Below are 23,707 nucleotides of genomic sequence, written 5' to 3' on the forward strand. Positions count from 1 at the left end.
CGACCCGGAGGTACGGGTGCGCAAGGATGGCGTCGTGACCGAGGAGCACCCCGGCGGTGGTGGCGCCGCACGCGGTACGGGCGCGCCCGACGAGGAGTTGATGCGCGCCCTGTACCAGGAGCACGCCGGACCGCTCCTCGGCTTCGTGCTCCACCTGGTCGCGGGGGACCGCCAGCGGGCCGAGGACGTCGTGCAGGAGACGCTCGTCCGGGCCTGGCGCAACATCCACCGGCTCGACCCGGCGGCCCGCTCGCTGCGGCCGTGGCTGGTCACGGTGGCGCGGCGGATCGTCATCGACGACCACCGCAGCAGCCGGGCCCGGCCGCACGAGGTGGATCCGTCGCCGCTGGAGCTGCTGCCCGCCGAGGACGAACTCGACCGGGCGCTCCGACTGATGACGATCTCCGAGGCCCTCGGCGACCTGTCGGACGCCCACCGGGAGATCATCGTCGAGACGTACTTCAAGGGCCGCACCGTCAACGAGGCGGCCGTCGAACTCGGCATCCCGGCCGGTACCGTGCGGTCCAGGGTGTTCTACGCACTGCGCTCGCTCAGGCTCGCGCTGGAGGAACGGGGAGTGACATCGTGACATCGTCCAAGCCCGGACCCGTCGGCCCCGAGCGCGACCACGGCCCGACCGGCGGGCAGGGCCCCGAGCGCGACCACGGCGCGGTCGGCGACCACGGCCCGACCGGTGAGCACGTCGACGTCGGCGCGTACGTCCTCGGCCTGCTCGAACCCGCGGAGCGCGCCGCCTTCGATGGCCATCTGGACGGCTGCCCGCAGTGCGCCCGGCAGGTGGCCGAACTCGGCTTCGTCGAACCGCTGTTGGCCGAATACGCGGCCTCCGCCGAGGCCGCCGGGCTCGACCCGGCGGAGCGGCCGCGCCCGAGCCCGAGGCTGCTGGACCGGCTGGTCGGCGAGGTCGCCGCCGGCCGTCGGCGGGGCCGGGTGCGGCGGCTGGTGCTGGTCGCCGCGGCGGCCGTCCTGGTGGTGGCGGGCCCCGCGGTAACGGCCGCCGTGGTCACCGGTGACTCCGGCCCGGCGGCGGTCGCCGTCACCCAGTTCAGCGCCACCGACCCCACCACCGGGGCCAGCGCCGTCATCGGTGTCGACGGCAAGGCCTGGGGGAGTCAGATCAGCCTCGAACTCTCCCACGTCCAGGGGCCGTTGACCTGCGACCTGGTCGCGGTCTCGCGGACCGGCGACCGCCAGACCGTCACCACCTGGGCCGTTCCCGCGGCCGGCTACGGCACCTCGGCCAAGCCGGGCTCGCTGCGCACCGGCGGCGGCGCGGCCCTTCAGCCCGGAGACATCGACCACTTCGAGATCCGCACCCTGGACGGCGCCACCCTGCTGGTCTCCGTCCCCGCCCGTACCGCCTGATCCGCCCCGGCCACCGCGGACCGGCGCCCGTCACCCCGGGTGCCGTCCCCCGGTCGCCCCGGCCGGATCACGCGGCCGGGCTCCCGGGTGCGCGGAGGGTCCGGCGGACGGCGTTGCGGAGCCAGTGGTGGGCCCGGTCGGCCGCATGGCGGGGGTGCCAGGCCATGCCGACGGTCACGGGCGGCAGGGCCAGGGGGATGTCCAGGAGGTGCAGCCCGAGGTCGAGGGCGCCGCCGGTGAGGGGCGAGGGCGCGGCGCCGGGGAGTGCGGCAGGGACCAGGCAGACGACGTCGCTGCGGGCGGCGAGGGTCATGGCGGCCAGGTGGCCGGGGAGGACGACGCCGACCCGCCGCTGAAGGTTCTGCTCGGCCAGGGCGGTGTCGAGCGGTCCGGTGAACCGGCCGCGGCGGCTGACCGCGACGTGCTGGGCGGCGGCGAGCCGGGCCGGGGTCAGGGGTCCTTCGGTCAGCGGATGCCCGGGCCGGACGGCCGCCACCATCCGGAGGGTGACCAGCTCCTCGACCCTGGTCTCCGGGTCCACGTGGTCGATCGCCCCGACCTCCAGGTCGATCCGGCCGTCGCGCAGGGCGGGGCCGGCCTCCAACTCCTCGGCCCGCACCCGGAACGAGACCCCCGGCGCCTCCTGCTCGGCCAGGCGCAGCAGTCCGGGGGCCAGCGCCGCGCCGACCAGGTCGGAAGCCTGGAGGGTGAAGGTGCTGTCCAGGGTGGCCGGGTCCACGCCGGTATCGGGGCTGAGCAGCGCTCCGAGGCGCTGCACCACGGCTGCGGCCTCCTCGCGCAGGGCCAGCGCGCGCGGGGTCGGGACCATGGTCTGCCCGGCCCGGACCAGCAGCGGATCCTGCAGGGTGCGGCGCAGCCGGGCGAGCGTGCGGCTCATCGCGGCGGGCGAGGTGTGCAGCCGGGCGGCGGCCCGTGTGACGCTGTGCTCGGCCAGCAGGGCGTCCAAGGCGATGGCGAGATTGGCGTCGAGGGCCGGATCCGGGCTGTTCACCAGCATTATTCCGTTTCAGTCAATGATTCCGTGCCGAAGTTCCCATTGTGGCAGCACTGGTGCCGTCAGCAGGATGAGAGGCGTACCGACCGGCACGACCTGCGAGGTTTTCATGATCGTCATTACTGCTCCCACCGGGAACATCGGCCGCCCCCTGCTCTCCCGGCTCCTGGAGTCCGGCCCCGCCGCAGGCGAGGAACTGCGCGTGGTCGTGCGCGATCCAGCCCGGCTTCCGGAGGCGGCGCGCGGACGCGTCGAGGTGGTCGTGGGCTCGCACGGGGACGCCGAGGTCCTCGACCGGGCCTTCGAGGGGGCGGACGCCGTCTTCTGGCTCGTCCCCCCGGACGCCGCCCTGACTCCGCGGGACGCCTTCAGCGGCTTCACCCGCCCCGCGGTGAAGGCGCTCGCCGCGCACGGCGTCGGCCATGTCGTCGGCGTCTCCGCGCTCGGCCGCGGCACCCCGCTCGCCGACCGGGCCGGCCTGGTGACCGCCTCCCTCGCCATGGACGACCTCATCGCCGGAAGCGGCGCCGCCTACCGGGCCCTGGCCTGCCCGTCCTTCTTCGAGAACCTGCTGGAGGAGGCCGACTCGATCCGCGACCAGGGCGTCTTCACCGACGTCGTCGACGCCGACCGCAGGGCCCCCCTCGTGGCGACCGCCGACATCGCGGCCGTCGCCGCCCGCCTGCTGCTGGACCGCTCGTGGACCGGCACCGGGAGCGTCCCGGTCCTCGGCCCCCGGGACGTGTCCCCCAACGACCTGGCCCGCATCATGACCGGACAGCTCGGCCGCCCCGTCCGCTACGAACGCCGGCCGTTCGACGAGCTGTCCGCCACCCTCGTCGGCTACGGACTCAACGAGGAGTTCGTCCAGGGCATCGTCGACATGAAGCGGGCCAAGGACCAGGGCCTGGACGCCGGAGTCACCCGCACCCCGGGCACCGCGTCCCCCACCGGCTTCGAGCAGTGGTGCGCCCAGACCCTCAAGCCCGCCGTCCGCTCCTGAATCCCACCACCCGTCGCCGGAGCACTCCGGCCCCAGACCAGGAGGCACCCTGATGCCCGCTGACCGCACCGAACCGCCGGTCACGGCGTTCATGCTCGTCAAGACCACACCCGAGTGGCTCGCCCTGACCGTCCCGCAACGCGTGGAGGCCTTCACCACCCGGGTCCTGCCCGTGATCGAGGCCAGGACCACCGGCGTCCGGTCGCGCTTCTACGACACCGAGTTCTACTCCGCGCGCGTCACCGACGTCTGGGTGTGGGAGGCCGAGGACCACCGGGCCTACCGGCTCCTCATCGACGCGCTGCGCGAAACCCCCTTCTGGGACCGCTACTTCGAGGTCGTCGACCTCCTCGTGGGCACCGAGAACGGCTACGCCCGCACCTACGGCCTCGAACCCGTCGCCACCATCACCACCTGACCCGCCGCCCGAGCGGCCAGGGCCTGTCCTTCGGATCTCGCCGGGTGGTGACGCCGGAGCACGCACGCCCCCGGCCTTCGGCCGGGAGGTACCCCCACCGCATGGACTCCCACCTCCGCACCGCCGATGCACGCACTCCAACGCCGCCCACTGATCCGACGTGGCCCGTAAGACAGGCCCTGCTCCGGCGCCGTCCGGCCAGGACCGGCCGGACGGCGCCGGAGCAGGCGGCGCCAGCGGCACCGGCCGGAGGGGCTCGCGGACGGGTCGCTCAGGACCCGGCCCGCTCACTGCGGGGTGAGCCGGAGGCGGCTGCGGTGGCCGCGGTGGCGATTCGGGTGAGGGCGCGGCCGCAGAGGCGGGCGAAGAGGTGCTGTCCGAGGGGGAGCAGGGGGCCGGCGAGGCGGGCGAACCAGCGGCCCGGCCGGCTGAAGGCGGTGACGCTGAACCAGACGGCCTTGTCGGGGCCCATCTCGACCAGGAAGGTCTCCTCGCCGAGGGCCAGGTGACCGGCCCGGGTGCCGTAGGTGAGGCCGTAGCGGTCGGGGCCGTCGGCGGTCCACAGCACCCGGCAGGGGGCGCCGACCCGGAGCGGGCCGAGCCCGATGGCGCACTCGACGGCCACGCCGGGAGCGGCCCGGTCGGCCTCGGGCGTGACCAGGACGCCGGTCGCGCGGTGCATCCGCCAGCCGAGGACGGCGGCGCCGGCGGCGTCCAGGGCGGCGCGGCCGTGGCCGATCAGGACGCGGTGGCGCAGGTGGTTGTACCCGGCCGGGAGGGGGCCGCCGGTACGGCTGGCGCCGAGCTCCGGGTAGGTGAGGTCCGGGTGGGCGAGGGCGGTGTGGGCGAGGTCCGGGCGGGCGGGGTCGTTCATCGGGGGGTCTCCTCGGTGGCGGCGCCGAGCCGGCGCCAGGCGAGCAGGGAGCAGAGGGCGAAGCCGAGCGCGTTGCCGACGCCGTGGGTGGCGGCCATCCAGCCCAGTGTGGGGTGGGGGATCCCGGAGGCCTCGCCGAGGGCCCACCAGAGGGCGAGCAGCATGGTGGCGGCGAGGACCGCGGAGGACACCGCGAGCAGCGCGGCGGTGGGCCGGTCGGCGGTGCGGGCGCGGGGCCGGAGGTCGCGCCAGGTGAGCAGGCCGACCAGCCACATCCCGATGGTGAGCACGACGGCTCCGGCGAGCTCGGCCCAGTCGTCGACGAAGTAGCCGGCCAGCACCAGCAGGGTGCCGAGCGGCACGCTGAGGGCGGCGAACCGGGCGGCGGCGCTGCCGGCGGGCGCGGTCCGGCAGACCAGCCCGGCGACCAGCGCGGCGGTGAACCCGGCGAAGTGGAAGTGCGGCACGGTGAGCGCCAGGATGTCGAGGTCGAAGCCGAGCAGCCGGTGGCCGGAGCGCTCGGCGACCAGGGCGAGCCCGGCCACCGAGGGCGTGGCGAGGGCGGTCAGCACGGCGATCTCCCGCGGCGCGAGCGAGCGGGTGCGGCGCAGCCGCAGCGGTGCGTGGGCGGCGAGGGCGAGGGTGCCGAGCGCGTAGAGTGCGGCGCAGCCGGTGGCGAGGCCGCCGCGCGGCAGCCAGAGCGAGAGCGCGCCGGGTACGGCGGCGAGCGGCCAGTACCGGCGCACCCGGGCGAGTCCGGGCTCGTCGATCAGGGTGAGGCCGAGCGGGATCACGGCGCCCATGCCGAGCAGGACGATGAGGTTGACCAGCTCCGCGGTGCCTGGGCCCATGGCGGTCGCACCCCCTTCGTTGAACGCGTTCAAATTCTTACGCCGGTGACTCTACGCCCCGGGGTTGAACGCGTTCAACTCGGCCCGGACCCGTCAGCCCTGGTGTTCACGCTGGGTGCGGCGCACTCTGGAGGTGGTAACCGATGGAGGTGATCCGCCATGCAGACTCTGGTCGGTTGGCACATCGAGATGGAATTCCGTGAGGAGGGCGCGAGGACGGCCGCCGCGGCGATGCTCCGGCTCGGCGACGGTTCGGAGCTGCGCGCCCACGGCTACACCAGCCGCCACCCGTCCGACCCGGAACAGCTGAGGGTCGGCGAGGAGATCGCGGCCGCCCGCGCACTCAACGACCTGGCGTCGCAGCTCCTCACCAAGGCCCACGGCGAGATCCAGGCCGTCAGCCCGGTCCCGACCCACCCCCTGACCTGAGCTGATTCGACCTGATCCGGTCTGATCCGACCCGATCCCACCGGATCCCCGGCGGAGGGAGACGCGGATGCCGACCATTCCGCTGATCTGCCCGCGGTGCGGCCGTGAGCAGCAGGTCGTGCCGGGCGGCCCCGAGCGGGCCGTCAAGGTGGTGCACACGGGCACCGGCCGCGAGGCGTGCGAGCCGGCCGACCTGGCGCGGGCGCCGGGGAGCGGCCTGCCCGGGAGCGAGCCGACCGGGGACGGAGACGGCCCGCCGGAGGACGGCCGGGACGGCGGGGCGGCCACGGGCTGACCCGGGCCTACGCCGCCGCCCCGGCCGTGGGCCGCCGCCGCCGTCGTCCGTCAGTTCGGGCAGTACGAGGCCGGCGGCTGCCACTCCGGGCCGATCAGCCGCTGTTCGAGCTCGTTGAGGGTGATCCGGATGCCGACCGTCCCGGCCAGGCCGAGCCGGAACCGGCTGCGGGCCAGGGCGATCAGCGCCGTCATGCCGTACTTGTTGAGCAACGAGGTGCGGTAGCGCGCCGTCGCGTCCGCGTCGCAGACCGCGGCGCGGGCCGGGAGCGGGCGGCCGGTCGGGCGCCCGTGGGAGTCGCACGGGCCGACCAGTACCCGGGGGTGGCGGCGGATGCGCTCGGCCTCGCCCGAGTGGGTGGGTGTCCAGATGCCGAGCGCCGCACCGTCGGCGACCACCCAGATCTGCGAACGCACCCGGCCGCCGTCCTCGTCGAAGGTGGTGAGGAGGAGGTATCTGTGGTCGGCGAGCTGGTCGGTACGGTCGGGCACGATGTCCTCCCTTGCCGGGCGGGTACGCGGCCACCGGCCGGCGCCTGGAAGGTCTGCCCCCGGCCGGGTGGGCGGTTCCATTCTGGTCCACCTCGGCCGCCGGATCGAGGGGGCGGAGCCGCCCGGGTACCGTCCGGGCGGCGCGCACCCGGCGGATCGGGCGGTCGGCGCGAGCGCGCCGGGGCGGGCCCGGAACGGCAGGCGGCCCGCCCGGTGTCGAAACACCGGACGGGCCGCTCCGCACCCGCGTCGCCCGCTGGGGCCCGTCGGCTCAGTGCACCAGCACCGGCACGTCGTTGGCGCTGCCCGCGCCCTCGGACGCGTCCGAGCCCTCGGTCCCGCTGCCGGGCCGGCCGGCGTTGATGAGGACGAAGGCGATCGCGGAGGCCGCCACCAGGATCCCGAACGACCACCAGATCGCGGTCGAGAAGCCGTGCACCATGCCCTGGAACTGCAGCGCCTTGGCCGCCTCCGGGCTGGTCGCGCCGCCGAGGTGGGCGGCGAGGTAGGTGGCCGTGGAGCTGGCCGCGATGGTGTTCAGCAGCGCGGTGCCGATGGCGCCGCCGACCTGCTGGGAGGTGTTGACCATGGCGGACGCCACGCCCGCGTCGCGCGGCTGGACGCCGTGCGTGGCCAGGCTCATCGCGGGCATGAACGCGGTGCCCATGCCGAGGCCCATCAGGACCAGACCGGGCAGGATCAGCGCCGGGTAGGAGGTGTCCAGGCCGATCTGGGTGAGGATCAGCAGGCCGAGCGAGGCGACCAGGAAGCCGGGCGCCATCAGGTAGCGCGCGGGGACCCGGGTCATCAGCCGGGCGCCGATCTGGGTCGAGCCGGTGATCATGCCCGCCACCATCGGCAGGAAGGCGACGCCGGTCAGCACCGGGCTGTAGTCGAGCACGATCTGCAGGTAGTAGGTCAGGAACAGGAACAGACCGAACATGCCGATCACGGCCAGACCGAGCGACAGGTAGACCCCGCCGCGGTTGCGGTCCAGGACGACCCGCAGCGGCAGCAGCGGGGCCTTCACCACGCGCTCGACCACGAGGAAGGCGGTCAGCAGGATCGCGGCGGCGATGAACAGGCCGATGGTGATGCCGGAGCTCCAGCCGTCCGACTCGGCCCGGGTGAAGCCGTAGACCAGGGCGACCAGGCCGGTGGTGACCAGCAGCACGCCCGGGATGTCCAGCCGGTTGCGGTTGCGGCCCCCGGCGGGCTCGCGGATCACCATGACGGCGCCCATCGCGGCGGCCACGGCGAACGGGATGTTGACGAAGAAGGTCCAGCGCCAGTTCAGGTACTCGGTCAGCAGACCGCCGAGGATCAGGCCGATCGCGCCGCCGCCGCCGGCGATGGCGCCGTAGATGCCGAACGCCTTGGCGCGCTCCTTGGCCTCGGTGAACATCACGGCCAGCAGCGAGAGCGCGGCCGGGGCGAGCAGGGCGCCGAAGACGCCCTGGAGGGCGCGCGCGCCGAGCAGCATCGCGGTGTTGGCGGCCGCGCCGCCGAGCGCGGAGGCCACGGCGAAGCCGGTCAGGCCCACCACGAAGGTCCGCTTGCGGCCCCACAGGTCGGCTATCCGGCCGCCGAACAGCAGCAGGCCGCCGAAGGCGAGCGCGTAGGCCGTGATGACCCACTGGCGGTTGCCGTCGGTGATGCCGAGGTCCTTCTGGGCGGACGGCAGGGCGATGTTCACGATGGTCGCGTCGAGCACGACCATCAGCTGGGCGAGACCGATGAAGATCAGCGCCTTCCAGCGCCTCGGATCGGGCTGGATGTCCGGCTGAGCGGCGGTTTTGGGCATGGGGGTACTCACTTCACGGTGCGTTGCGGGTGAATCGGGGCGGTCGGTGTGCGGAACGCGGTGGCGGATCAGTGGTGCGGCTGGAAGTCCTCGAAGGTCGCGGCCCGGCCGGGCAGGGTGGAACGGGCGGGCGCCCGCAGGCCGTCCAGGAACAGCTGCAGGTGCCGGTGGACGAAGCCGTCGAGCAGTTCGCAGGAGGTGCCCGGCAGGGGGCGGGTGAGCTGGCTGATCGCGACGAACAGATCGCCGTGATCGACGTCCGCCCGCAGCTCGCCGGCCTCCCGTGCGCGCGCCATCAGACCGTCGACGGCGGTCGCCAGACGCTCGCGGGCCTCCACCAGGGCCGGGTCGAACGGGTCGACGTGGTTGGAGAAGATCGGGCACAGCGCGCCGACCTGCTCCTCGACCGCCGCATGGACGAACCGCTGCAGCGCGTCGAACGGGCCGACGCCCTCGGCGGTCGCCGCCTCGGCGGCCGCCAGGATGCTGTTCTTGACGAGCAGCGCCACCTCCCGGATCAGCGCGGAGCGATCCGGGAAGTTCCGGTAGAGCGTGGCGTTGCCGACACCGGCCCGCTTGGCGATCTCGTCCAGCGGCGCGTCGGCGCCGTGTTCGACGAAGGCCTCCCGGGCCGCCAGGATGATCCGCTCACGGTTGCGGGTCGCGTCCGCGCGCAGTCTGGGCGCGCGGACCGGGTCCGTGGTGCGGGCCGGCTCGGCGGCGGTCCTGCTCACTTCGTGCTCCTCCCACGATACCGGGGAAAACTTCCCCGTTTCGACGTACGAAGGAGCAAACGGGGAATCCGTCCCCGGAAATTTCGCCCTGGAGTGTGACCTGCATCACATTCGGAAGGGGGCCCCTCGGCTGCGGCCGGGCGGGGTCAGACCAGGGCCGGCCGGTGCAGCGGGATCTCGAAGTGGACGGTGGCGACGCCGGGACCGTGCTCACCGGTGGGGCGGGCGTCGTGGACCTCCTCGGCGAGGCTGCGCCAGAACGGCTCGGCGCCCGGGATGTCCGCGTTGGTGTGCAGGTAGACGCACCGGTACCCGCCCTCGGCGGCCGCGAACGCGCAGGCCCGGCGGACCAGCTCGCGGGCCAGGCCGTGCCGGCGGTGCTCGGCCCGGACGTAGACCCGGACGAGCTGGGCGGTCGTCCCGCCGGGGTAGCGCTCGGCGACCTCGCGCGGGTGCGGCGGGTGGGCGGGCCCGGTGGAGTGCAGGGCGGTGGTGGCGACCACCTCGCCCTGCCGGACGGCGACCAGCAGGGTGTGCCGGGGGTGGTCGAGGTAGTGGCCCTGGAGGTCGACGACGTCGGCGTGCCACTCGGGGACGTAGCCGTAGCCGAACTCGCGGTAGAGGGTGTCGAGGATCAGCCGGCGGGCGCCCGGCACGTCCTCGGGCCGGGCGTGCCGCACGGTGTAGGCGGTCTGACGGTCCATCGGCTGCCTCCGGAGCTGCTGAGGGGGTGGGCGGCTGCGAGCCTACATGAAAACGACTTTCATCTGTCGATCCGTCGACAGGCGTGTTGAAAATGAAAACGGATGCCGTTAAGTTTCTCCCCCAGGCGGGCCGGAGCGGTCCGCCGCACACCGTCGAGAGGGACATCCGTGGCGCATCTGCTGGTGATCGAGAGCTGGGTCGGCTCCATGAGCAGACTGCTGCCCAGGGCGCTGGGGGAGGGCGGCCACCGCTTCACCTTCCTCACCCGCGACCTGCACCACTACCTGCGGGCGGCCCCGGACGACGGGCCGCACCCGCTGCTGGCCGCCGGGAACATCCTCACCGCCGACACCAACGACCCCGCCGCGCTGCTCCCGTACGCCGAACGGCTGCATGCGGTGCTCGGCTTCGACGGGGTGCTCTCCTCCTGTGACTACTACCTGCCGCTGGTCGCGCGGACGGCCCGCCGGCTCGGCCTGCCGGGGCCGGCGCCGGACGCCGTCGAGGCCGCCTGCCGCAAGGACCTCACCCGCCGCGCGCTCGCCGAGGCGGGCGTGCCCGGGCCCTCCTACGCGCTCTGCGACGACCCGGGCCAGGCGCTCGCCGCCGCCCGGGCGATCGGCTACCCGCTGGTGGTCAAACCGGTCGACCTGTGCGCCGGGATGTTCGTCCGCGAGGTGCTCGACGAGCGCGAGCTCATCGCCGCCCTGCGCGCCATGGAGGCCTTCCCGGTCAACGCGCGCGGCCAGCGGCGGGCCCCCGTCGTCCTGCTGGAGGAGCTGCTGACCGGTCCCGAGGTCAGCGTCGAGACGGTCTCCTTCGACGGCTCCGCGCACGTCGTCGGCATCACCGACAAGAGCGTCGGCGGTGCGCCCTCCTTCATCGAGACCGGCCACATGTTCCCCGCCGCGCTCGACCCCGCCGACGCCGAGGCCGCCGTCTCCACCGCCGTCGCCGCACTGGCCGCGCTCGGACTGGACCAGGTCGTCGCCCACACCGAGATCAAGCTCACCCCCGCCGGCCCCCGGGTGGTCGAGGTCAACCCGCGCCCGGCCGGCAACCGGATCACCGAACTCGTCCGGCGGGTCGCCGGCGTCGACCTCGCCGCCGCCTGCGTGGACGTCGCCCTCGGCCGGCGCCCCGACCTCGCCGTCCACCGCACCGGCGTCGCCAGCGCGGCGATCGCCTTCCTGCTGCCGGAGCGGACCGGCCTGCTGGAAGGTTTCGACGGCGAGCCCGCCGTCCGGCGCGACGAGGCGGTGGTCGAGCTGTCCCTCGCCGGGCCCGGCCGCGACATCCGGCCCGCCACCAGCAACAACGAGTACCTCGGACACGTGATGACCGCCGACACCGAGGGGCTCGGCGCCCGCCGCACCGCCGAGCGGCTGCTGACCGGCCTGCGGCCGCGCCTGCGCCCCGCCGCCGCCCAGGCGGTGCCCGCATGACGACCACCTCCCTGGACGGCGCCACCGCGCTGTCGACGCTCACCGGCCAGGCCCGCGCCGGGCGGTACGGACCGGACCCGGCCGACCAGCACATCGCCCTCGCCTTCACCACCAGCCAGGCCGTCCGGCACACCGGCCGCGCCCGCGGCTACCGCAACGAGGTGCTCAGCCTGCGCCTCGGCGCCGCCGTCGGCTCCTGCGCCGTGGAGCCCGGCGAGCTGCCCGCCGACGCGCTCACCGACTGCGTCGGCGCGAGCGTCACCGCACTGCTCGACCACCCGCTCACCGCCGTCCGGGTCGCCGCCCTCGACGCCTACCTGATGCACTGCCGGCCGCACAGCCGCGCCGCGGGGGCCCGCCCGGTCACCCTGCCGGCCGGCGGCTCGCTGGCGAAGTCCCGCGCCCGCGCCCGGGCCGTCACCGGCCTGCTCCCGGCCGCGGGGGTGCGCCGCGTCCTGGTCGTCGGCGTCGTCAACTCGCTTCTGGAGCAGCTGCGTTCGCGCGGCATCGACTACCTCCCGTGCGACCTCAAGGGCGGCACCACCGAGTGGGGCGAACCGGTGCGCACCGACGCCCTCGCCCACCTCGACGACTGCGACGCCGTCCTCGCCTCCGGGATGACCCTCGGCAACGGCACGCTCGACCCGCTGCTCGCCCACGCCCGGGCCACCGGCAAGCCGCTGGTGCTGTTCGCCCAGACCGGCAGCGCCGTGCTGCCCCGACTGCTCGGCGAGGGCGCCACCGCCGTCAGCGCCGAGCCGTACCCGTTCTTCTGGCTGGACGGCGGACCCACCGTCCTCCACCTGTACGGCGGCGACACCCGGTGACCGCGCTGCTCGCCACCGCCGGCCTCGGCAACCCCGAGCTGCTGACCCTGCTCGGCCGCACACCGCTGGCCCGCATCCGCACCCCGCTGCCCCACCCGCACCCCGGCTTCTGGGCCAAACTGGAGGGGCTCGGCGCCGGCGGCATGAAGGCCCGCTCCGCCGTCGCCATGCTCCGCGGCGCCCACGCCCGCGGCGAACTCCGGCCCGGAGCCACCGTGGTGGAGTCCACCTCCGGCACCCTCGGAATCGGCCTCGCCTTCGCCGGCCAGGCCCTCGGCCACCCCGTCGTGCTGGTCGGCGACGCCGAACTCGAACCGTCCATGCGGCAGTTGCTGCACTCCTACGGCGCCCGGCTGGAGATCGTCGGGCAGCCCGCCCGCCAGGGCGGCTGGCAGGCGGCCCGACTCGCCCGGCTGCGCGCCGTGCTGGCCGAACTCCCCGGCGCCTACTGGCCCGACCAGTACAACAACCCTGACAACGCGGCCGGCTACCACGCGATGGCCCAGGAGATCGCCGCCGAACTCGACCACCTGGACGTGCTGGTGTGCAGCGTCGGCACCGGCGGCCACAGTGCCGGGCTCGCCGAACCGCTGCGCCGCCGCTGGCCGGGCCTGCGGATCATCGGCGTCGACTCCGTCGGCTCCGCCATCTTCGGCCAACCCGCCCGCCCCCGGCTGATGCGCGGCCTCGGCAGCTCCATCCACCCGCGCAACGTCGCCCACCACGCCTTCGACGAGATCCACTGGGTCGGCCCCGCCGAGGCGGTCGACGCCTGCCGGCGACTCGCCCGCGGCAGCTTCGTCAGCGGCGGCTGGAGCACCGGAGCCGTCGCCCTGGTCGCCGCCTGGGCCGCCCGGGTGCACCCCGGCGCGGCCGTCGCCACCGTCTTCCCCGACGGCCCGCACCGCTACCTCGGCACCGTCTACGACGACGCGTTCTGCCGCCGCCACGGGCTGGAGCCCGCACCCGCCGCGCCCCGCCCGATCGAGATCCCGCACCCGGCCGCCGTCGAGGTCGCCGGCTGGGCCCGCTGGCGCACCGACCGCCCGGAGGAACGCCGATGAGGATCGCCGTCCACGCCCTACGGCTGCGGCTCGCCCGGCCGCTGCGGATCTCCCGCTCGGTCACCACCGAACGCGACGCCGTCCGGCTCGCCATCTCGCACGGCGGCCTCACCGGCCACGGCGAGGCCGTCAGCAGCGCCTACCTCCAGCTGCCCACCGACCGCATCCTGCGCGAACTCGAAGCCCTGCGGCCCGGGTTGGAGCGGCTCCCCGATCCGGAGTGCGCCCTCGCCGAACTCCATTGCGGAGCAGCGCAGTTCAAGGAACCGGCGGCCGGAGTGCTGGCCGCCGTCGACGCCGCACTGCTCGACCTGGTCGGCAAGCGGGCCGGCGCGCCCGTCCACCAACTCCTCGGCCGGCTCGCCCCGGTGTCCGCCCCCACCGCCCGCACCATCGGGATCGAGGAGCCCGCCCGCGCCGCCGTCCAGGCCGCCCGGCTCGACGCCGCCGGCTTCACCGTGCTCAAGGTCAAGGCCGGCTCCGCGGACCCGGCCGAGGACCTCGCCCGGGTCCGCGCCGTGGCCGAGGCCGCGCCGCAGGCCCGCCTGCTGCTCGACCCCAACGGCGCCTGGAGCCCGCCCACCGCCCGCCGGCTCCTGCCGGCCTTCGCCGCCCTGGGCGTCGAGGCGGTCGAGCAGCCGATCGCCCCCGGCCGGCCCGAAGAGCTCGCCGCCCTCGCCGAGCACTCCCCGCTGCCGATCATCGCCGACGAGGACGCCGTCGGCTACGAGGACGCCGTCCGCCTGGCCGGCCGGGTCCACGGCGTCAACATCAAACTCGCCAAGTGCGGCGGCGTCCACCAGGCGCTGCGCATCCACGCCGCCCTCCAGGGCAGCGGCACCGAGCTGATGCTCGGCTGCCTCGCCGCCAGCTCGCTGGGCATCGCCCCCGCCGTCCACCTCGCCGACCGCGCCCGCTGGGTCGACCTCGACGGCCACCTGCTGCTCGCCCACGACCCCTGGCAGGGCATCGGCGGCACCGACGGGACGGTCCGCACCCCCGACCGGGCCGGCCTCGGCGTCCTGCCCGTCCGCACCCCCGACCGGGCGGCCGGCCGGTGAGGATACTGCGCGCCGTACGGACCTTCCCGCTGCCCGTACGGCTGCTGCTGGTCAACCAGCTCGGCGTCAACACCGGCTTCTACCTGCTCATCCCCTACCTCGCCGGCCACCTCGGCCAGGACCTCGGGCTCTCCGCCCTCGCCGTCGGCGCCGTCCTCGGCGTGCGCAACCTCAGCCAGCAGGGCCTGTTCATCATCGGCGGCTCGGCCGCCGACCGGCTCGGCGCCCGCCGCGTCATCATCGCCGGCTGCGCCCTGCGCACCGCGGGCTTCGGCCTGTTCGCGCTCGGCGACTCGCTCGCCGTGCTGCTCGCCGCCTCGGTGCTCAGCGGCCTGGCCGGCGCCCTGTTCAACCCGGCCGTCCGCACCTATGTCGCGCACGAGGCGGGGGAGCGCAAGGCCGAGGCGTTCGCGCTGTTCAACGTGTTCGCGACCACCGGCGCGCTGGCCGGCCCGCTGCTCGGCACCGTCCTGCTGCTGGTCGACTTCCGGGCCGCCGCGCTCACCGCCGCCGGGATCTTCGCCCTGCTCACCGCGGCGCAGGCCCTCGCCCTGCCCGCCCGGGACGTCCCGCCGCCCGAGCGCGGCCTGCTCGCCGACTGGCGCGAGGTCGCCGCCGACCGGCGCTTCCTTGCCTTCGCCGTCGCCATGGTCGGCCTGTTCGGCATGGAGAGCCAGCTCTACCTGCTGCTGCCCGACGCCGCCCGCCGTGCCACCGGCTGGGAGGGCGCCGTCAGCCTGGTCTTCCTGACCAGCACCCTCGCCAACCTCACCCTCCAACTGCGCATCACCACCAGGCTCCAACGCCGGGCCGCCCCCGGCCGCTGGATCCCCCTCGGGCTCGCGCTGGCGGCCACCGGCTTCCTGCTCCCGCTCGCCGCGCCCGGCCTGCCCGGCGTCCTCGGCGGCGTCCTGCTGCTCCAGCTCGGCCTGATGACCGCCCAGCCCTTCGTGCTGGAACTCATCCCCGCCTTCGGCCGCGACGGCCTCACCGGCACCTACTACGGCCTCTACTACGTCGTGTCCGGCGTCGCCGCCGCCCTCGGCAACACGGCGGTCGGCCGGGCCATGGACGGCGCCGCCGCCGCGCCCTGGCTGCTCTGCTGCGGCCTCGGCCTGGCCTCCGCCGCCGCCCTCGCCCGCCTGCACCGCACCGGACGACTCCCCACCCCCGCCCGCCCACTCCCCAGCGAGGCCCGATGAACGGCCGCAACCTGCTCACCGACAACCCCGAACTCTACGAACTGCGCTTCCCCGACCCGGGGTTCCGGGCCGCCCGGTGGGCCGAGTCGGTGCTGCGCGAGTACCGCGCCGGAGCCGAGGTGCTCGACCTCGGCTGTGGCACCGGCCGTGACGCACAGTGGCTGCACCGGGCCGCCGGGCGCACGGTCACCGGCCTGGACAGCTCCGAGGCGATGATCCGGCACGCCCGCACCCGCCACCCCGGGCCCGACTACCACGTCGGCGACATGCGGAGCCTGCGGCCCGGCCGGCGCTTCCACGCGGCGCTGTGCCTGGACAGCGCACTGCTCTACTGCCACACCAACGAGGACCTGGACGCCCTGCTCGGCGGCCTGCGCCGCCGCCTGCACCCCGGCGGGCTGCTGATCGCCGAGATGCGCAACGGCGCCTTCTTCCTCGGCCGCACCGAACTCCTCGACGCCCCGCGCACCGACACCCTCACCCACGACGGCGTCACCCACACCTCGCACACCACCCTGCGGATCGACCACGCGGCCCAACTCCTGTGCCGCACCCGGATCTGGACCGACGACGCCGGCGGCGAGCCGGTCACCCAGCACTCCGCCTGGCGGCTGCTCCTCCCACAGGAGCTGCGGTACGTGCTCGCCGCCAACGGTTTCTCCGTCCTCGACCTCTACGACCGCCCCGGACCGCGCACCGACCCGCCCTGGGTGGAGGGCGACCGGCCCGCCGACACCGCCGAGGCGGACCGGATCCACCTGGTCGCCCGACTCGACCCGCATGTGAGAAAAGGCAGTTGAGAATGACCAACGCACTTGCGCGCCGCACCCTGCTCACCGCCGGTGCCGCCCTGGGCCTCGCGGCCTGCACCTCCCGCACCACCGGACCCGGCACCGCTGCCGCCACCGGCGCCGAGGCCGCCGCCACCCCGCGCGGCGGCGGCCGACTGCGCGCCGTCTTCGCCGGCGGCGGCGCGGGCGAGACCCTCGACCCGCACCTCACCAACCTCTTCGCCGACGCGGCCCGCGCCAAGGCCCTCTACGACAAGCTCGCCGACGCCGGTGCCGACCTCGCCGCCCGCCCCCGGCTGGCGAGCGGCTGGGAGCCCAACGCCGCCCTCGACACCTGGACGGTCCGGCTGCGCAAGGCCGCCTTCCACGACGGCCGGCCCGTCACCGCCGCCGATGTGCTCTACAGCTACCGCCGGATAGCCGACCCCGGGCGGGCGTTCCGCGCCCGCGCCTCGCTGGAACCGATCGACCTCGCCGCCAGCCGCGCCGTGGACACGGCCACCGTGGAGTTCCGACTGAAGCGGCCCTGCGCCGAATTCCCCAATGTGCTGGCCGCGTTCGGCGCCTACATCGTCCCCGAGGGCGCCGAGGACTTCACCCGGCCGGTCGGCTCCGGACCGTTCGCCTTCGTCTCCTTCACCCCCGGATCCGCCCTGCTCGTACGGCGCAACCCCGGCTACTGGGACGGCGCCCCGCACCTGGACGAGCTGGAGATCCTGGTCGCCAACGAGGAGTCGGCCCGCATCAACGCCCTCCTCGGCGGACAGGCCGAGTACGCCCACGAGTTGGCCCCCGCCAGCGCCCGCACCCACGAACGCGGCGGCCGGATCGGCATCGTCCGACTGCGCAACAGCGCCATGCAGGGCTTCGTGATGAAGACCGACCGGCCGCCGTTCGACGACCCGCGGGTCCGCCGGGCGTTCTTCCTGATCGCCGACCGCAGGGAGCTGGTCGACGGCGCCCTCTCCGGGGCGGGCGAGATCGGCAACGACGTCTTCGGCAAGGGCGCCCAGTACTACCCGGCCGACCTGCCGCAGCGCACCCAGGACCTCGACCGGGCCCGCGCCCTGCTGCGCGAGGCCGGCGCGGAGGGCCTCAAGGTCACCCTGGACACCTCGCCCGTCGCCGCCGGGTTCGTCGAGGCGGCCGGCATCCTCCGGGAGCAGGCGGCCCGGGCGGGCGTCACGGTCGAGGTGAGGGTCGGCAGCAAGGACACCTACTGGAAGGACATCCTGGACGGCGGCGTGCTCGCCTCCTACCGCTCCGGGGCGCTGCCCGTCGAATCGCACCTCTCCCAGCGGCTGCTCTCCAACTCCACCACCAACGCCACCCATTGGCGCCACCCCGAGTTCGACGAGCTGTACACCAGGGCGCAGTCCACCGCCGACCAGGCCGCCCGCGCCGCGCTCTACGAGCAGATGCAGCGCCGGCTCCACGACGAGGGCGGCTTCCTGATCTGGGGCTTCGCGGACTGGATCCTCGGCACCTCCCGGCGGCTGCACGGCGTGGCCGCCGACGCACCCGCCAACACCCTGGACTGGGCGCGCTTCGACAAGGTGTGGCTGGCATGAGCCCGTTGCGCGGCTGGGCCGGGCGCCGGCTGCTGCTCGGCGCCGCACAGGTGGCGGCGGTACCGGTGCTGGTCTTCGTCCTCACCGAGGCGCTGCCCGGCGACGCCGCCGTGGCCCTCGCCGGGGACGACCCGGACCCGGTACGGATCGCCGCGCTCCGTGCCGCGCTGCGGCTGGACCGGCCGGCCGTCGAACGGTTCGCGGACTGGGCGGGGGAGTTGGCGCACGGCGGGCTCGGCCGCTCGCTGGTCAGCGGCCGACCGGTGGCGGACCTCCTGGCGGAGGCCTTCGGGCCGACCGTCCTGCTGGCCGCCCTGGTGCTGGCGCTGCTGGTGCCTTCGGCGGTCGGCCTCGGGATGCTCGCCGCCCGCCGGGAGGGCGGTCCGCTGGACCGTGCGATCAGCGCGCTCACCCTGGCGGTCTACGCCGTACCGGAGTTCGCCCTCGGGGTGCTGCTGACCGCGGTGTTCGCGCTGCGGCTCGGCTGGCTGCCGCCGACCGCCGTCGGCGGGGTGTGGCGGCAGCCGGCCGTCCTGGTCCTGCCGGTGCTGGTGCTGCTGGCCCGCCCGGTCTGCAGCGTCGCCCGGCTGGTCCGGGCCGGCCTGGTCGAGGCGCTGGCTGCGCCCTACGCCGTGCACGCCCGGCGCTGCGGCGTCCCACCCGCCCGGGTCCGCTGGACGCACGCCCTGCCGAACGCCCTGGCACCGGCCGCCCAGCAGCTCGCCCGCACCGCCGACTGGCTGCTCTGCGGGGTCGTCGTGGCCGAGGCCCTGTTCGTCCTGCCCGGCCTCGGGACGCTGCTGCTCGACGCCGTCGCGGCCCGCGACCTGCCGGTGGTGCAGGGGCTGGCAGTGCTGTTCGGCGCGGTGACGGTCGTGGTGAACCTGGCCGCCGACCTGCTGGCCCGCCGACTCGCACCCCGGACGGAGGTGCCGGTGTGAGGCGGTACGGGCTCGGGGCGGCCCTGGTCGCCGTCCCGCTGCTGCTGGCCCTGCTCGGGCCGCTGTTCGCCGGGCCGCCAGGCCCGCACGGCGTCTCCTTCGCGCCCGGCGGCGGCCTCGGCCTGGGCACCGACTTCACCGGCCGGGAGGTGTGGCGCCAAGTCCTGCTCGGCGGGCGGTCGGTGGTCCTGGTGGCCGTCGCCGCGACGGCCCTCGGCTACGCGCTGGCGGTGCCGCTCGCGCTGGCGGCCGCGCTCACCGGCCGCGCCTGGCTGGAGGAGCTGCTGCTGCGGCCACTGGACGTGCTGATCGCGGTGCCCTCGCTGTTGCTCGTCCTGCTGGTCGCCACCGCCGTGAGCCCGGGCCCGGCCGGGCTGGCCGCCCTCGTCGCGCTCGCCGCCGCCCCGGACGCCGCCCGGGTGGTCCACGCGGCGGCCGTCGAGGCCGCCGCCCGCCCGGTGGTGGAGGCGCTGCGGCTGCACGGCGAGTCCTGGCACCGGATCGCCTTCGGCCAGGTCGCCCGCTCGATCCGCCACACCCTGGCCGCCGATGCGGGCACCCGCCTGGTCGGCGCGCTCCACCTGGTCGGCACGGCCGCCTTCCTCGGCGTCGGCGTCCGACCCGACGCCGCCGACTGGGCCGTCATGGTCGACCGCAACCGGCCCGGCCTCCTGCTCCAGCCGTGGGCCGTCCTCGTCCCCGCCCTGCTGATCGCCGGCCTCGCCACCGGCACCAACCTGCTGTTCGACACGGCTCTCCAGCGCGGGCGCCACCGGGTTCGCCCCGGCCGGAAGGAGCCCAGGCGATGACCTCAGCCCTCGCCACCGTGGACGGCCTGCGGGTCGAGGTCGACGGACGCGTGCTGGTGCACGACGTCGGCCTGCGGGTCCGCCCCGGCCGGGTCACGGCCCTGGTCGGGCCGTCCGGCAGCGGCAAGACCACCACCGCCCTGGCGCTGCTCGGCGAGTACCCGCCCGGCGCGTCGGTGGGCGGCACGGTGGCGGCCCCCGCCGGTCCGATCGGCTACCTCCCGCAGCACCCCGCCACCGTCCTCAACCCGGCCCGCCGGGTCGGCGTCCTGCTGCGCGACATCGCCCGCCGCACGGGCGGCGGGGCGCCCGCCGTCCGCGAGGCCCTGCGGCAGGCCCGGCTGACCGACGTCGAGGGGGTGCTGCGGCGCTTCCCGCACCAGCTCTCCGGCGGCCAGCAACAGCGGGTGGTGCTCGCCCAGGCGCTGCTGCTCGGGGCCCGCGTCGTCCTCGCCGACGAGCCCACCACCGGTCAGGACCCGCTCACCCGACGGCGCCTCACCGCCCTCCTCGGCGAGCTCGCCGCCGACGGCATCGGCATCGTGCTGCTCAGCCACGACCTGGACGTGGTCCGGGAGTTGGCCGACGAGGTGGTCGTCCTCGCGGCCGGCCGCACGGTGCGCACCGGCCCGCCCGCCTCGGTACTGGCCGCTCCCGGCCCACCCCCGGATCGGTCGGTCAGGCCGACCCCCGAAGGGCGCCGCCCACCGCGCGGCGCCGTCCGCCTCGCGGTCGGCGGCCTCACCGCCCGCCATGCCGGGGGCGCGGCCGTGCTGCACGACGTCCGGCTGGAGCTGCGGGCGGGGGAGTGCCTGGCGCTGGTCGGGCCGTCCGGCGGCGGCAAGACCACGCTGGGCCGGTGCCTCGCCGGACTGCACCCGCGCCACGAGGGCGTCGTCCGCCTCGACGGCGAACCGCTGCCGCGCAGCGTCCGTCGGCGCGACCGCCGCCAACTCGCGGCCGTGCAGTACGTGTTCCAGGACGCCCGGGCCGCCTTCGCGGACCACCGTCCGATCGCCGAACAGGTCGCCCGGGCCGCCGTCCGGCTGCGCGGTCTGCCTCGGCGGGCGGCCGCCGACGAGGCCGCGGAGCTGCTGGCCGCACTCGGACTCGACGCCGCCAAGGCGGCCCGGCGCCCCGGCTCCCTCTCCGGCGGCGAGCTGCAACGGGCGGCCCTCGCCCGGGCGTTGATCGTCCGCCCGGCCGTCCTGATCTGCGACGAGATCACCTCCGGGCTGGACGCCGCCACCCGTGCGGCGGTCCTCGACCGGCTCGCCGCCCTGCGCGGGCGAACCGGCCTGGCGCTGCTGCTGATCACCCACGACCTCACCGCCGCGGACGCCCTCGCGGACGCCGTCGCCGTCCTGGCCGACGGCCGGCTGACCGGGGGCTGACCGGCCCGCGACCCTTCGGGGCCGCTCGCCCTCACGGCCCCCGGCACCGGTTCCGAGGGCCTGCGCAGAGCCCCCGCACCGTGACCCGACGGCCCCGGGCGCCCGCGCCTGCGGGCCGGGTGCCGTGCCGCACCCCGAGCAGTACCCGCCGGGCGCGCGCTGATCCGACGGGAACCGTCGGACACGGCCTAGGCTGAGGGCGCCCGGGCGGCCGGCAGGCCGTGGGAGTCGGGACGGGCCCGGCGGCCGGGCGGTCAAGGAGGTTCGCGATGAGCAGCGGCGAGACCGCCAGGGTGCGCTGCGTGGCGGCCGTTCCGTGCTGGGTGAGCCTGATGGCCCGCGATCTGGAGGCGGCCAAGGCGTTCTACGGCCCGCTGCTCGGCTGGGAGTTCGAGCCCGGGCCGGACCGCTTCGGCCCGTACGTGCACGCGGTGACCGGTGGCGAGGCGGTGGCCGGGCTCGGGGTGGCCGGCGCCGGTCTCACCCTGCCCGTGGCGTGGACCAGCTACTTCGGCACCGAGAGCGCGGACGCGGCCGCCGACGCCGTGCGCGAGCGCGGCGCCACGCTGGCCGTGGGCCCGCTGGCCTTCGACGCGGGGCGGATGGCGTTCGCCGCCGACCCGGCGGGGGCGGTGTTCGGGATCTGGGAGGGGCCGCTGGGCCGGGCCCGGCGCCTGGACCTGCCCGGTGCGCCGGTCTGGATCGAGCTGCGCACGCCCGATCCGTTCGCGGCGGCGCTCTTCTACGGCGAGGTGTTCCGCTGGGACGGCCGGGATCCGGAGCGCTTCGAGGTGCGCTGGGAGCACGACCGGGTGGTGCTGCGGGCCGAGGGGCACAGCGTCGCCGCCCTCGCCCGGGAGCAGGCGGGCGGCCCGCAGGGCCTGCCGCCGCACTGGGAGGTGTCCTTCGCCGTCCCGGACACCGACGCGGCGCTCGCCCGGGCCGAGGAGCTCGGCGGCTCGGCCGTCGGTCCGGCCTTCGACTCACCGTACGGGCGGGTGGCCCGCCTCCAGGACCCGGAGGGCGGGCGTTTCGCGGTGCTCGGCCCCAAGGTCTGACGCCCAAGGTCTGACGCCCATGGCCTGGCACGCCAAGGTCTGAAGCCCAGGGCCCGGCCCGGTCGGCCCGGCCGGCCTCAGCTCCCGGGCCCCGCCGGCCCCGCCGGTTCCGCCGGCGCCGCCCGCTCCGCCCGCAGCCGTTCGCCGAGCGCGGCCCGCGCGGAGGCGGGCAGCGCCTTGCGGGCGGCCGGGAACAGCGCCTTCTCCTCCGCCGTGAGGTGCCGCCGGACGGTGTCGGCCAGCCCCTGGACCAGCGTGTCGAAGGCCGGGTCGTCCGCTGCCAGGCCCTGGAGGTCGGAGAGGTACTGGCCGATCGCGAGGTGCTCGTGGATGCTCGCGAACACCAGCGCGCCGCCCTCCGGTACGTCGTGCTGGACCACCGGGAACAGGTGCTCCTCCTCGGCGGCGCAGTGGCTGAACAGCAGGTCGGTGAGCTGTGCGAGCAGCTCGCCGCGCCCGTCGGCACCGGCCCTGCCGTCCACGGGGGCGTCATCCGCCCCCGGAGCCCCGGCCACGGGTGCCGCCGCCTCCGCACCCGTTGCGGTCGCGGTACCGCCCGCACCCGCTGCGGTCGTGGTCACGCCCGGGCCCGTTGCGGCCGCGGTCGCCTCCGGGCCCGCTGGAGGCGCCGCCCCGGCCGGGCCCGCCTCCGTCCCGCCCTCGATCCGGGCGAGCAGTTCCGTCACCGCCCGGTGGTCGGCGGTGAACTCGCCGAGGATGTCCGGCCTGCGGCTCATGGTCCGCCCGCCTCTCGTCCGGTTGCCCCCCGACACCTCCAGTATCCGGCGTCACCGGGCGGTACGGCGGGTGACCACCACGATCCCGCAGGTCAGAGCCGGTCTCGACGCCCGGTGAGGGCCAGCAGCCGGGTCTGCGGGCCCGCGTCCCCGGGGACGGGCAGCGGTGCGTCGAAGAGCCCGCTGCCGGACAGGTCCCCGGCACCGGCGAGCTCGCCGAGCGCGAAGTCCACCAGGGGCTCCGGCAGCCGGGTGCGGTGGCCGATGCCCTCGGCAAGGTCCCAGGTGTGCACGACGGCGTCGGTGGTGAGCTGGTCCAGGTAGTACTGGGCGGACACGTCGCCGTAGGAGAGGTGGACGGTCAGCTCGGTGGCGCCCGGCACCTCGAAGGCCTCGCGGGCGGCGTCGGCGGCGGCCGTCCAGGCGGCGGCCGGGTCCGCGCCGAGCACGTCGCCGTCGAACCGGCCGCCGACCTCGGAGACCGTCGAACCCATCAGCAGCTCGGGCACCCAGAGCTGCTCGGCGGTGAGGTGGTTGACCAGGTCGCGGACCGACCAGTCGGTGCACGGCGTCGGAGCCTCCCACTGGCCGGGGGTGACGAGCCGGACCCGGGCCCCGAACTCGGCCAGCGCCTGCGCGTACGGCGTACCGGACTGTGCGGTCCGCCGGTGTTCCCTGCGATGAGCCATGGCTCCAGCCTGCCTCCGGGAGCGGTCCGCCCGCGACTCGCGGCGCCGCGACGGTCCGGACCGCGACCCGCCGACCGGGCAGGTTGTTCAAATTCGAACCAGAAGGTACCGTC

The 23,707-nt window shown here is 75.6% G+C and carries 26 protein-coding genes; 17 read left to right on the forward strand and 9 right to left on the reverse strand.

The window, feature by feature from the left end; all coding sequences use genetic code 11:
• Positions 1–16: 16 nt before the first annotated feature.
• Both ACGFZP_RS03855 and ACGFZP_RS03860 read left to right on the forward strand, forming a co-directional pair.
• Complete coding sequence (locus tag ACGFZP_RS03855) at positions 17–589, forward strand: sigma-70 family RNA polymerase sigma factor (protein WP_392928215.1); 573 nt, start codon at positions 17–19, stop codon at positions 587–589.
• Positions 586–1,386: an anti-sigma factor family protein gene (locus ACGFZP_RS03860; RefSeq protein ID WP_392928216.1), complete on the forward strand. Its 801-nt coding sequence runs from the start codon at positions 586–588 to the stop codon at positions 1,384–1,386. The genes ACGFZP_RS03855 and ACGFZP_RS03860 overlap by 4 nt, the downstream gene beginning before the upstream one ends.
• A gap of 67 nt (positions 1,387–1,453) precedes the next feature.
• On the opposite strand, the gene ACGFZP_RS03865 is transcribed toward ACGFZP_RS03860, so the two are convergent.
• Positions 1,454–2,404, reverse strand: coding sequence for a LysR family transcriptional regulator (locus ACGFZP_RS03865; RefSeq protein WP_392928218.1), 951 nt, complete (start codon positions 2,402–2,404; stop codon positions 1,454–1,456).
• Positions 2,405–2,510: 106 nt separating this feature from the next.
• Between ACGFZP_RS03865 and ACGFZP_RS03870 the strand changes: the two genes are divergently transcribed.
• Positions 2,511–3,404 (forward strand): NAD(P)H-binding protein, encoded by an 894-nt coding sequence (locus ACGFZP_RS03870; protein WP_392928220.1) that lies wholly within the window; start codon positions 2,511–2,513, stop codon positions 3,402–3,404.
• A 52-nt stretch (positions 3,405–3,456) separates the two neighbouring features.
• The gene (locus tag ACGFZP_RS03875; RefSeq protein ID WP_392928221.1) at positions 3,457–3,822 is read left to right on the forward strand and encodes a darcynin family protein; all 366 of its coding nucleotides are present in this window, start codon (positions 3,457–3,459) and stop codon (positions 3,820–3,822) included.
• A 271-nt stretch (positions 3,823–4,093) separates the two neighbouring features.
• Here the strand turns inward: ACGFZP_RS03875 and ACGFZP_RS03880 are convergent, their stop codons facing one another.
• Positions 4,094–4,696 carry a DUF1990 family protein gene (locus ACGFZP_RS03880; RefSeq protein ID WP_392928223.1) on the reverse strand — a complete coding sequence of 201 codons (603 nt, stop codon included), beginning with the start codon at positions 4,694–4,696 and terminating at the stop codon, positions 4,094–4,096.
• A complete protein-coding gene (locus tag ACGFZP_RS03885) occupies positions 4,693–5,547 on the reverse strand; it encodes a YndJ family protein (RefSeq protein WP_392928225.1) in 855 nt (284 codons plus the stop codon). The genes ACGFZP_RS03880 and ACGFZP_RS03885 overlap by 4 nt, the downstream gene beginning before the upstream one ends.
• 159 nt (positions 5,548–5,706) lie before the next feature.
• On the opposite strand from ACGFZP_RS03885, the gene ACGFZP_RS03890 reads away from it, so the two are divergent.
• On the forward strand, positions 5,707–5,976 hold the full coding sequence (locus ACGFZP_RS03890; protein ID WP_392928228.1) for a DUF1876 domain-containing protein: 270 nt from the start codon (positions 5,707–5,709) through the stop codon (positions 5,974–5,976).
• Between the two features lie 67 nt (positions 5,977–6,043).
• On the forward strand, positions 6,044–6,271 hold the full coding sequence (locus ACGFZP_RS03895; RefSeq protein ID WP_392928231.1) for a hypothetical protein: 228 nt from the start codon (positions 6,044–6,046) through the stop codon (positions 6,269–6,271).
• A 50-nt stretch (positions 6,272–6,321) separates the two neighbouring features.
• Here the strand turns inward: ACGFZP_RS03895 and ACGFZP_RS03900 are convergent, their stop codons facing one another.
• From ACGFZP_RS03900 to ACGFZP_RS03915, 4 genes are all read right to left on the reverse strand, one after another.
• Positions 6,322–6,762 (reverse strand): PPOX class F420-dependent oxidoreductase, encoded by a 441-nt coding sequence (locus ACGFZP_RS03900; RefSeq protein ID WP_392928234.1) that lies wholly within the window; start codon positions 6,760–6,762, stop codon positions 6,322–6,324.
• 271 nt (positions 6,763–7,033) lie between these two features.
• Positions 7,034–8,566 (reverse strand): MFS transporter, encoded by a 1,533-nt coding sequence (locus tag ACGFZP_RS03905; RefSeq protein WP_392928236.1) that lies wholly within the window; start codon positions 8,564–8,566, stop codon positions 7,034–7,036.
• 68 nt (positions 8,567–8,634) lie between these two features.
• Complete coding sequence (locus ACGFZP_RS03910; RefSeq protein ID WP_392928238.1) at positions 8,635–9,300, reverse strand: TetR/AcrR family transcriptional regulator; 666 nt, start codon at positions 9,298–9,300, stop codon at positions 8,635–8,637.
• 146 nt (positions 9,301–9,446) lie between these two features.
• Positions 9,447–10,004: a GNAT family N-acetyltransferase gene (locus tag ACGFZP_RS03915; RefSeq protein ID WP_392928239.1), complete on the reverse strand. Its 558-nt coding sequence runs from the start codon at positions 10,002–10,004 to the stop codon at positions 9,447–9,449.
• 168 nt (positions 10,005–10,172) lie between these two features.
• Here ACGFZP_RS03915 and ACGFZP_RS03920 point away from each other — a divergent pair, with 168 nt between their 5' ends.
• From ACGFZP_RS03920 to ACGFZP_RS03970, 11 genes are all read left to right on the forward strand, one after another.
• Positions 10,173–11,450 carry an ATP-grasp domain-containing protein gene (locus ACGFZP_RS03920; protein WP_392928241.1) on the forward strand — a complete coding sequence of 426 codons (1,278 nt, stop codon included), beginning with the start codon at positions 10,173–10,175 and terminating at the stop codon, positions 11,448–11,450.
• Positions 11,447–12,277 (forward strand): Rossmann-like domain-containing protein, encoded by an 831-nt coding sequence (locus ACGFZP_RS03925; RefSeq protein ID WP_392928243.1) that lies wholly within the window; start codon positions 11,447–11,449, stop codon positions 12,275–12,277. The genes ACGFZP_RS03920 and ACGFZP_RS03925 overlap by 4 nt, the downstream gene beginning before the upstream one ends.
• 5 nt (positions 12,278–12,282) lie before the next feature.
• Positions 12,283–13,341: a PLP-dependent cysteine synthase family protein gene (locus tag ACGFZP_RS03930; protein WP_392928344.1), complete on the forward strand. Its 1,059-nt coding sequence runs from the start codon at positions 12,283–12,285 to the stop codon at positions 13,339–13,341.
• On the forward strand, positions 13,338–14,402 hold the full coding sequence (locus ACGFZP_RS03935; protein ID WP_392928244.1) for a dipeptide epimerase: 1,065 nt from the start codon (positions 13,338–13,340) through the stop codon (positions 14,400–14,402). The genes ACGFZP_RS03930 and ACGFZP_RS03935 overlap by 4 nt, the downstream gene beginning before the upstream one ends.
• The gene (locus ACGFZP_RS03940; RefSeq protein WP_392928246.1) at positions 14,399–15,604 is read left to right on the forward strand and encodes an MFS transporter; all 1,206 of its coding nucleotides are present in this window, start codon (positions 14,399–14,401) and stop codon (positions 15,602–15,604) included. Before ACGFZP_RS03935 ends, ACGFZP_RS03940 begins: the two co-directional genes overlap by 4 nt.
• Positions 15,601–16,404, forward strand: coding sequence for a class I SAM-dependent methyltransferase (locus ACGFZP_RS03945; RefSeq protein ID WP_392928248.1), 804 nt, complete (start codon positions 15,601–15,603; stop codon positions 16,402–16,404). Before ACGFZP_RS03940 ends, ACGFZP_RS03945 begins: the two co-directional genes overlap by 4 nt.
• A 2-nt stretch (positions 16,405–16,406) precedes the next feature.
• Positions 16,407–17,966, forward strand: coding sequence for an ABC transporter substrate-binding protein (locus ACGFZP_RS03950; RefSeq protein WP_392928250.1), 1,560 nt, complete (start codon positions 16,407–16,409; stop codon positions 17,964–17,966).
• Entirely contained in the window at positions 17,963–18,907 is a 945-nt protein-coding gene (locus ACGFZP_RS03955; protein ID WP_392928252.1) for an ABC transporter permease, read from the forward strand. The genes ACGFZP_RS03950 and ACGFZP_RS03955 overlap by 4 nt, the downstream gene beginning before the upstream one ends.
• Positions 18,904–19,716 carry an ABC transporter permease subunit gene (locus tag ACGFZP_RS03960; protein ID WP_392928254.1) on the forward strand — a complete coding sequence of 271 codons (813 nt, stop codon included), beginning with the start codon at positions 18,904–18,906 and terminating at the stop codon, positions 19,714–19,716. The genes ACGFZP_RS03955 and ACGFZP_RS03960 overlap by 4 nt, the downstream gene beginning before the upstream one ends.
• Entirely contained in the window at positions 19,713–21,110 is a 1,398-nt protein-coding gene (locus ACGFZP_RS03965) for an ABC transporter ATP-binding protein (protein ID WP_392928256.1), read from the forward strand. Before ACGFZP_RS03960 ends, ACGFZP_RS03965 begins: the two co-directional genes overlap by 4 nt.
• 269 nt (positions 21,111–21,379) lie before the next feature.
• On the forward strand, positions 21,380–22,168 hold the full coding sequence (locus ACGFZP_RS03970) for a VOC family protein (protein ID WP_392928257.1): 789 nt from the start codon (positions 21,380–21,382) through the stop codon (positions 22,166–22,168).
• Between the two features lie 77 nt (positions 22,169–22,245).
• Here the strand turns inward: ACGFZP_RS03970 and ACGFZP_RS03975 are convergent, their stop codons facing one another.
• Positions 22,246–22,905 carry a hemerythrin domain-containing protein gene (locus ACGFZP_RS03975; RefSeq protein ID WP_392928258.1) on the reverse strand — a complete coding sequence of 220 codons (660 nt, stop codon included), beginning with the start codon at positions 22,903–22,905 and terminating at the stop codon, positions 22,246–22,248.
• A gap of 92 nt (positions 22,906–22,997) precedes the next feature.
• Positions 22,998–23,594 carry a TIGR03086 family metal-binding protein gene (locus tag ACGFZP_RS03980; RefSeq protein ID WP_392928260.1) on the reverse strand — a complete coding sequence of 199 codons (597 nt, stop codon included), beginning with the start codon at positions 23,592–23,594 and terminating at the stop codon, positions 22,998–23,000.
• Positions 23,595–23,707: the final 113 nt, after the last annotated feature.

It is taken from the genome of Kitasatospora sp. NPDC048239, from assembly GCF_043202015.1.
Taxonomy (GTDB): Bacteria; Actinomycetota; Actinomycetes; order Streptomycetales; family Streptomycetaceae; genus Kitasatospora.

What these genes read in the sequence shown, in the direction of transcription:
- ACGFZP_RS03880 (WP_392928223.1), bottom strand. Translation starts at nt 4,696, where the DNA reads ATGAACGACCCCGCCCGCCCGGACCTCGCCCACACCGCCCTCGCCCAC.
- ACGFZP_RS03975 (WP_392928258.1), bottom strand. Translation starts at nt 22,905, where the DNA reads ATGAGCCGCAGGCCGGACATCCTCGGCGAGTTCACCGCCGACCACCGG.
- ACGFZP_RS03870 (WP_392928220.1), top strand. Translation starts at nt 2,511, where the DNA reads ATGATCGTCATTACTGCTCCCACCGGGAACATCGGCCGCCCCCTGCTC.
- ACGFZP_RS03935 (WP_392928244.1), top strand. Translation starts at nt 13,338, where the DNA reads ATGAGGATCGCCGTCCACGCCCTACGGCTGCGGCTCGCCCGGCCGCTG.
- ACGFZP_RS03945 (WP_392928248.1), top strand. Translation starts at nt 15,601, where the DNA reads ATGAACGGCCGCAACCTGCTCACCGACAACCCCGAACTCTACGAACTG.
- ACGFZP_RS03895 (WP_392928231.1), top strand. Translation starts at nt 6,044, where the DNA reads ATGCCGACCATTCCGCTGATCTGCCCGCGGTGCGGCCGTGAGCAGCAG.
- ACGFZP_RS03970 (WP_392928257.1), top strand. Translation starts at nt 21,380, where the DNA reads ATGAGCAGCGGCGAGACCGCCAGGGTGCGCTGCGTGGCGGCCGTTCCG.
- ACGFZP_RS03905 (WP_392928236.1), bottom strand. Translation starts at nt 8,566, where the DNA reads ATGCCCAAAACCGCCGCTCAGCCGGACATCCAGCCCGATCCGAGGCGC.
- ACGFZP_RS03980 (WP_392928260.1), bottom strand. Translation starts at nt 23,594, where the DNA reads ATGGCTCATCGCAGGGAACACCGGCGGACCGCACAGTCCGGTACGCCG.
- ACGFZP_RS03955 (WP_392928252.1), top strand. Translation starts at nt 17,963, where the DNA reads ATGAGCCCGTTGCGCGGCTGGGCCGGGCGCCGGCTGCTGCTCGGCGCC.
- ACGFZP_RS03865 (WP_392928218.1), bottom strand. Translation starts at nt 2,404, where the DNA reads ATGCTGGTGAACAGCCCGGATCCGGCCCTCGACGCCAATCTCGCCATC.
- ACGFZP_RS03925 (WP_392928243.1), top strand. Translation starts at nt 11,447, where the DNA reads ATGACGACCACCTCCCTGGACGGCGCCACCGCGCTGTCGACGCTCACC.
- ACGFZP_RS03875 (WP_392928221.1), top strand. Translation starts at nt 3,457, where the DNA reads ATGCCCGCTGACCGCACCGAACCGCCGGTCACGGCGTTCATGCTCGTC.
- ACGFZP_RS03965 (WP_392928256.1), top strand. Translation starts at nt 19,713, where the DNA reads ATGACCTCAGCCCTCGCCACCGTGGACGGCCTGCGGGTCGAGGTCGAC.
- ACGFZP_RS03890 (WP_392928228.1), top strand. Translation starts at nt 5,707, where the DNA reads ATGCAGACTCTGGTCGGTTGGCACATCGAGATGGAATTCCGTGAGGAG.
- ACGFZP_RS03885 (WP_392928225.1), bottom strand. Translation starts at nt 5,547, where the DNA reads ATGGGCCCAGGCACCGCGGAGCTGGTCAACCTCATCGTCCTGCTCGGC.
- ACGFZP_RS03915 (WP_392928239.1), bottom strand. Translation starts at nt 10,004, where the DNA reads ATGGACCGTCAGACCGCCTACACCGTGCGGCACGCCCGGCCCGAGGAC.
- ACGFZP_RS03950 (WP_392928250.1), top strand. Translation starts at nt 16,407, where the DNA reads ATGACCAACGCACTTGCGCGCCGCACCCTGCTCACCGCCGGTGCCGCC.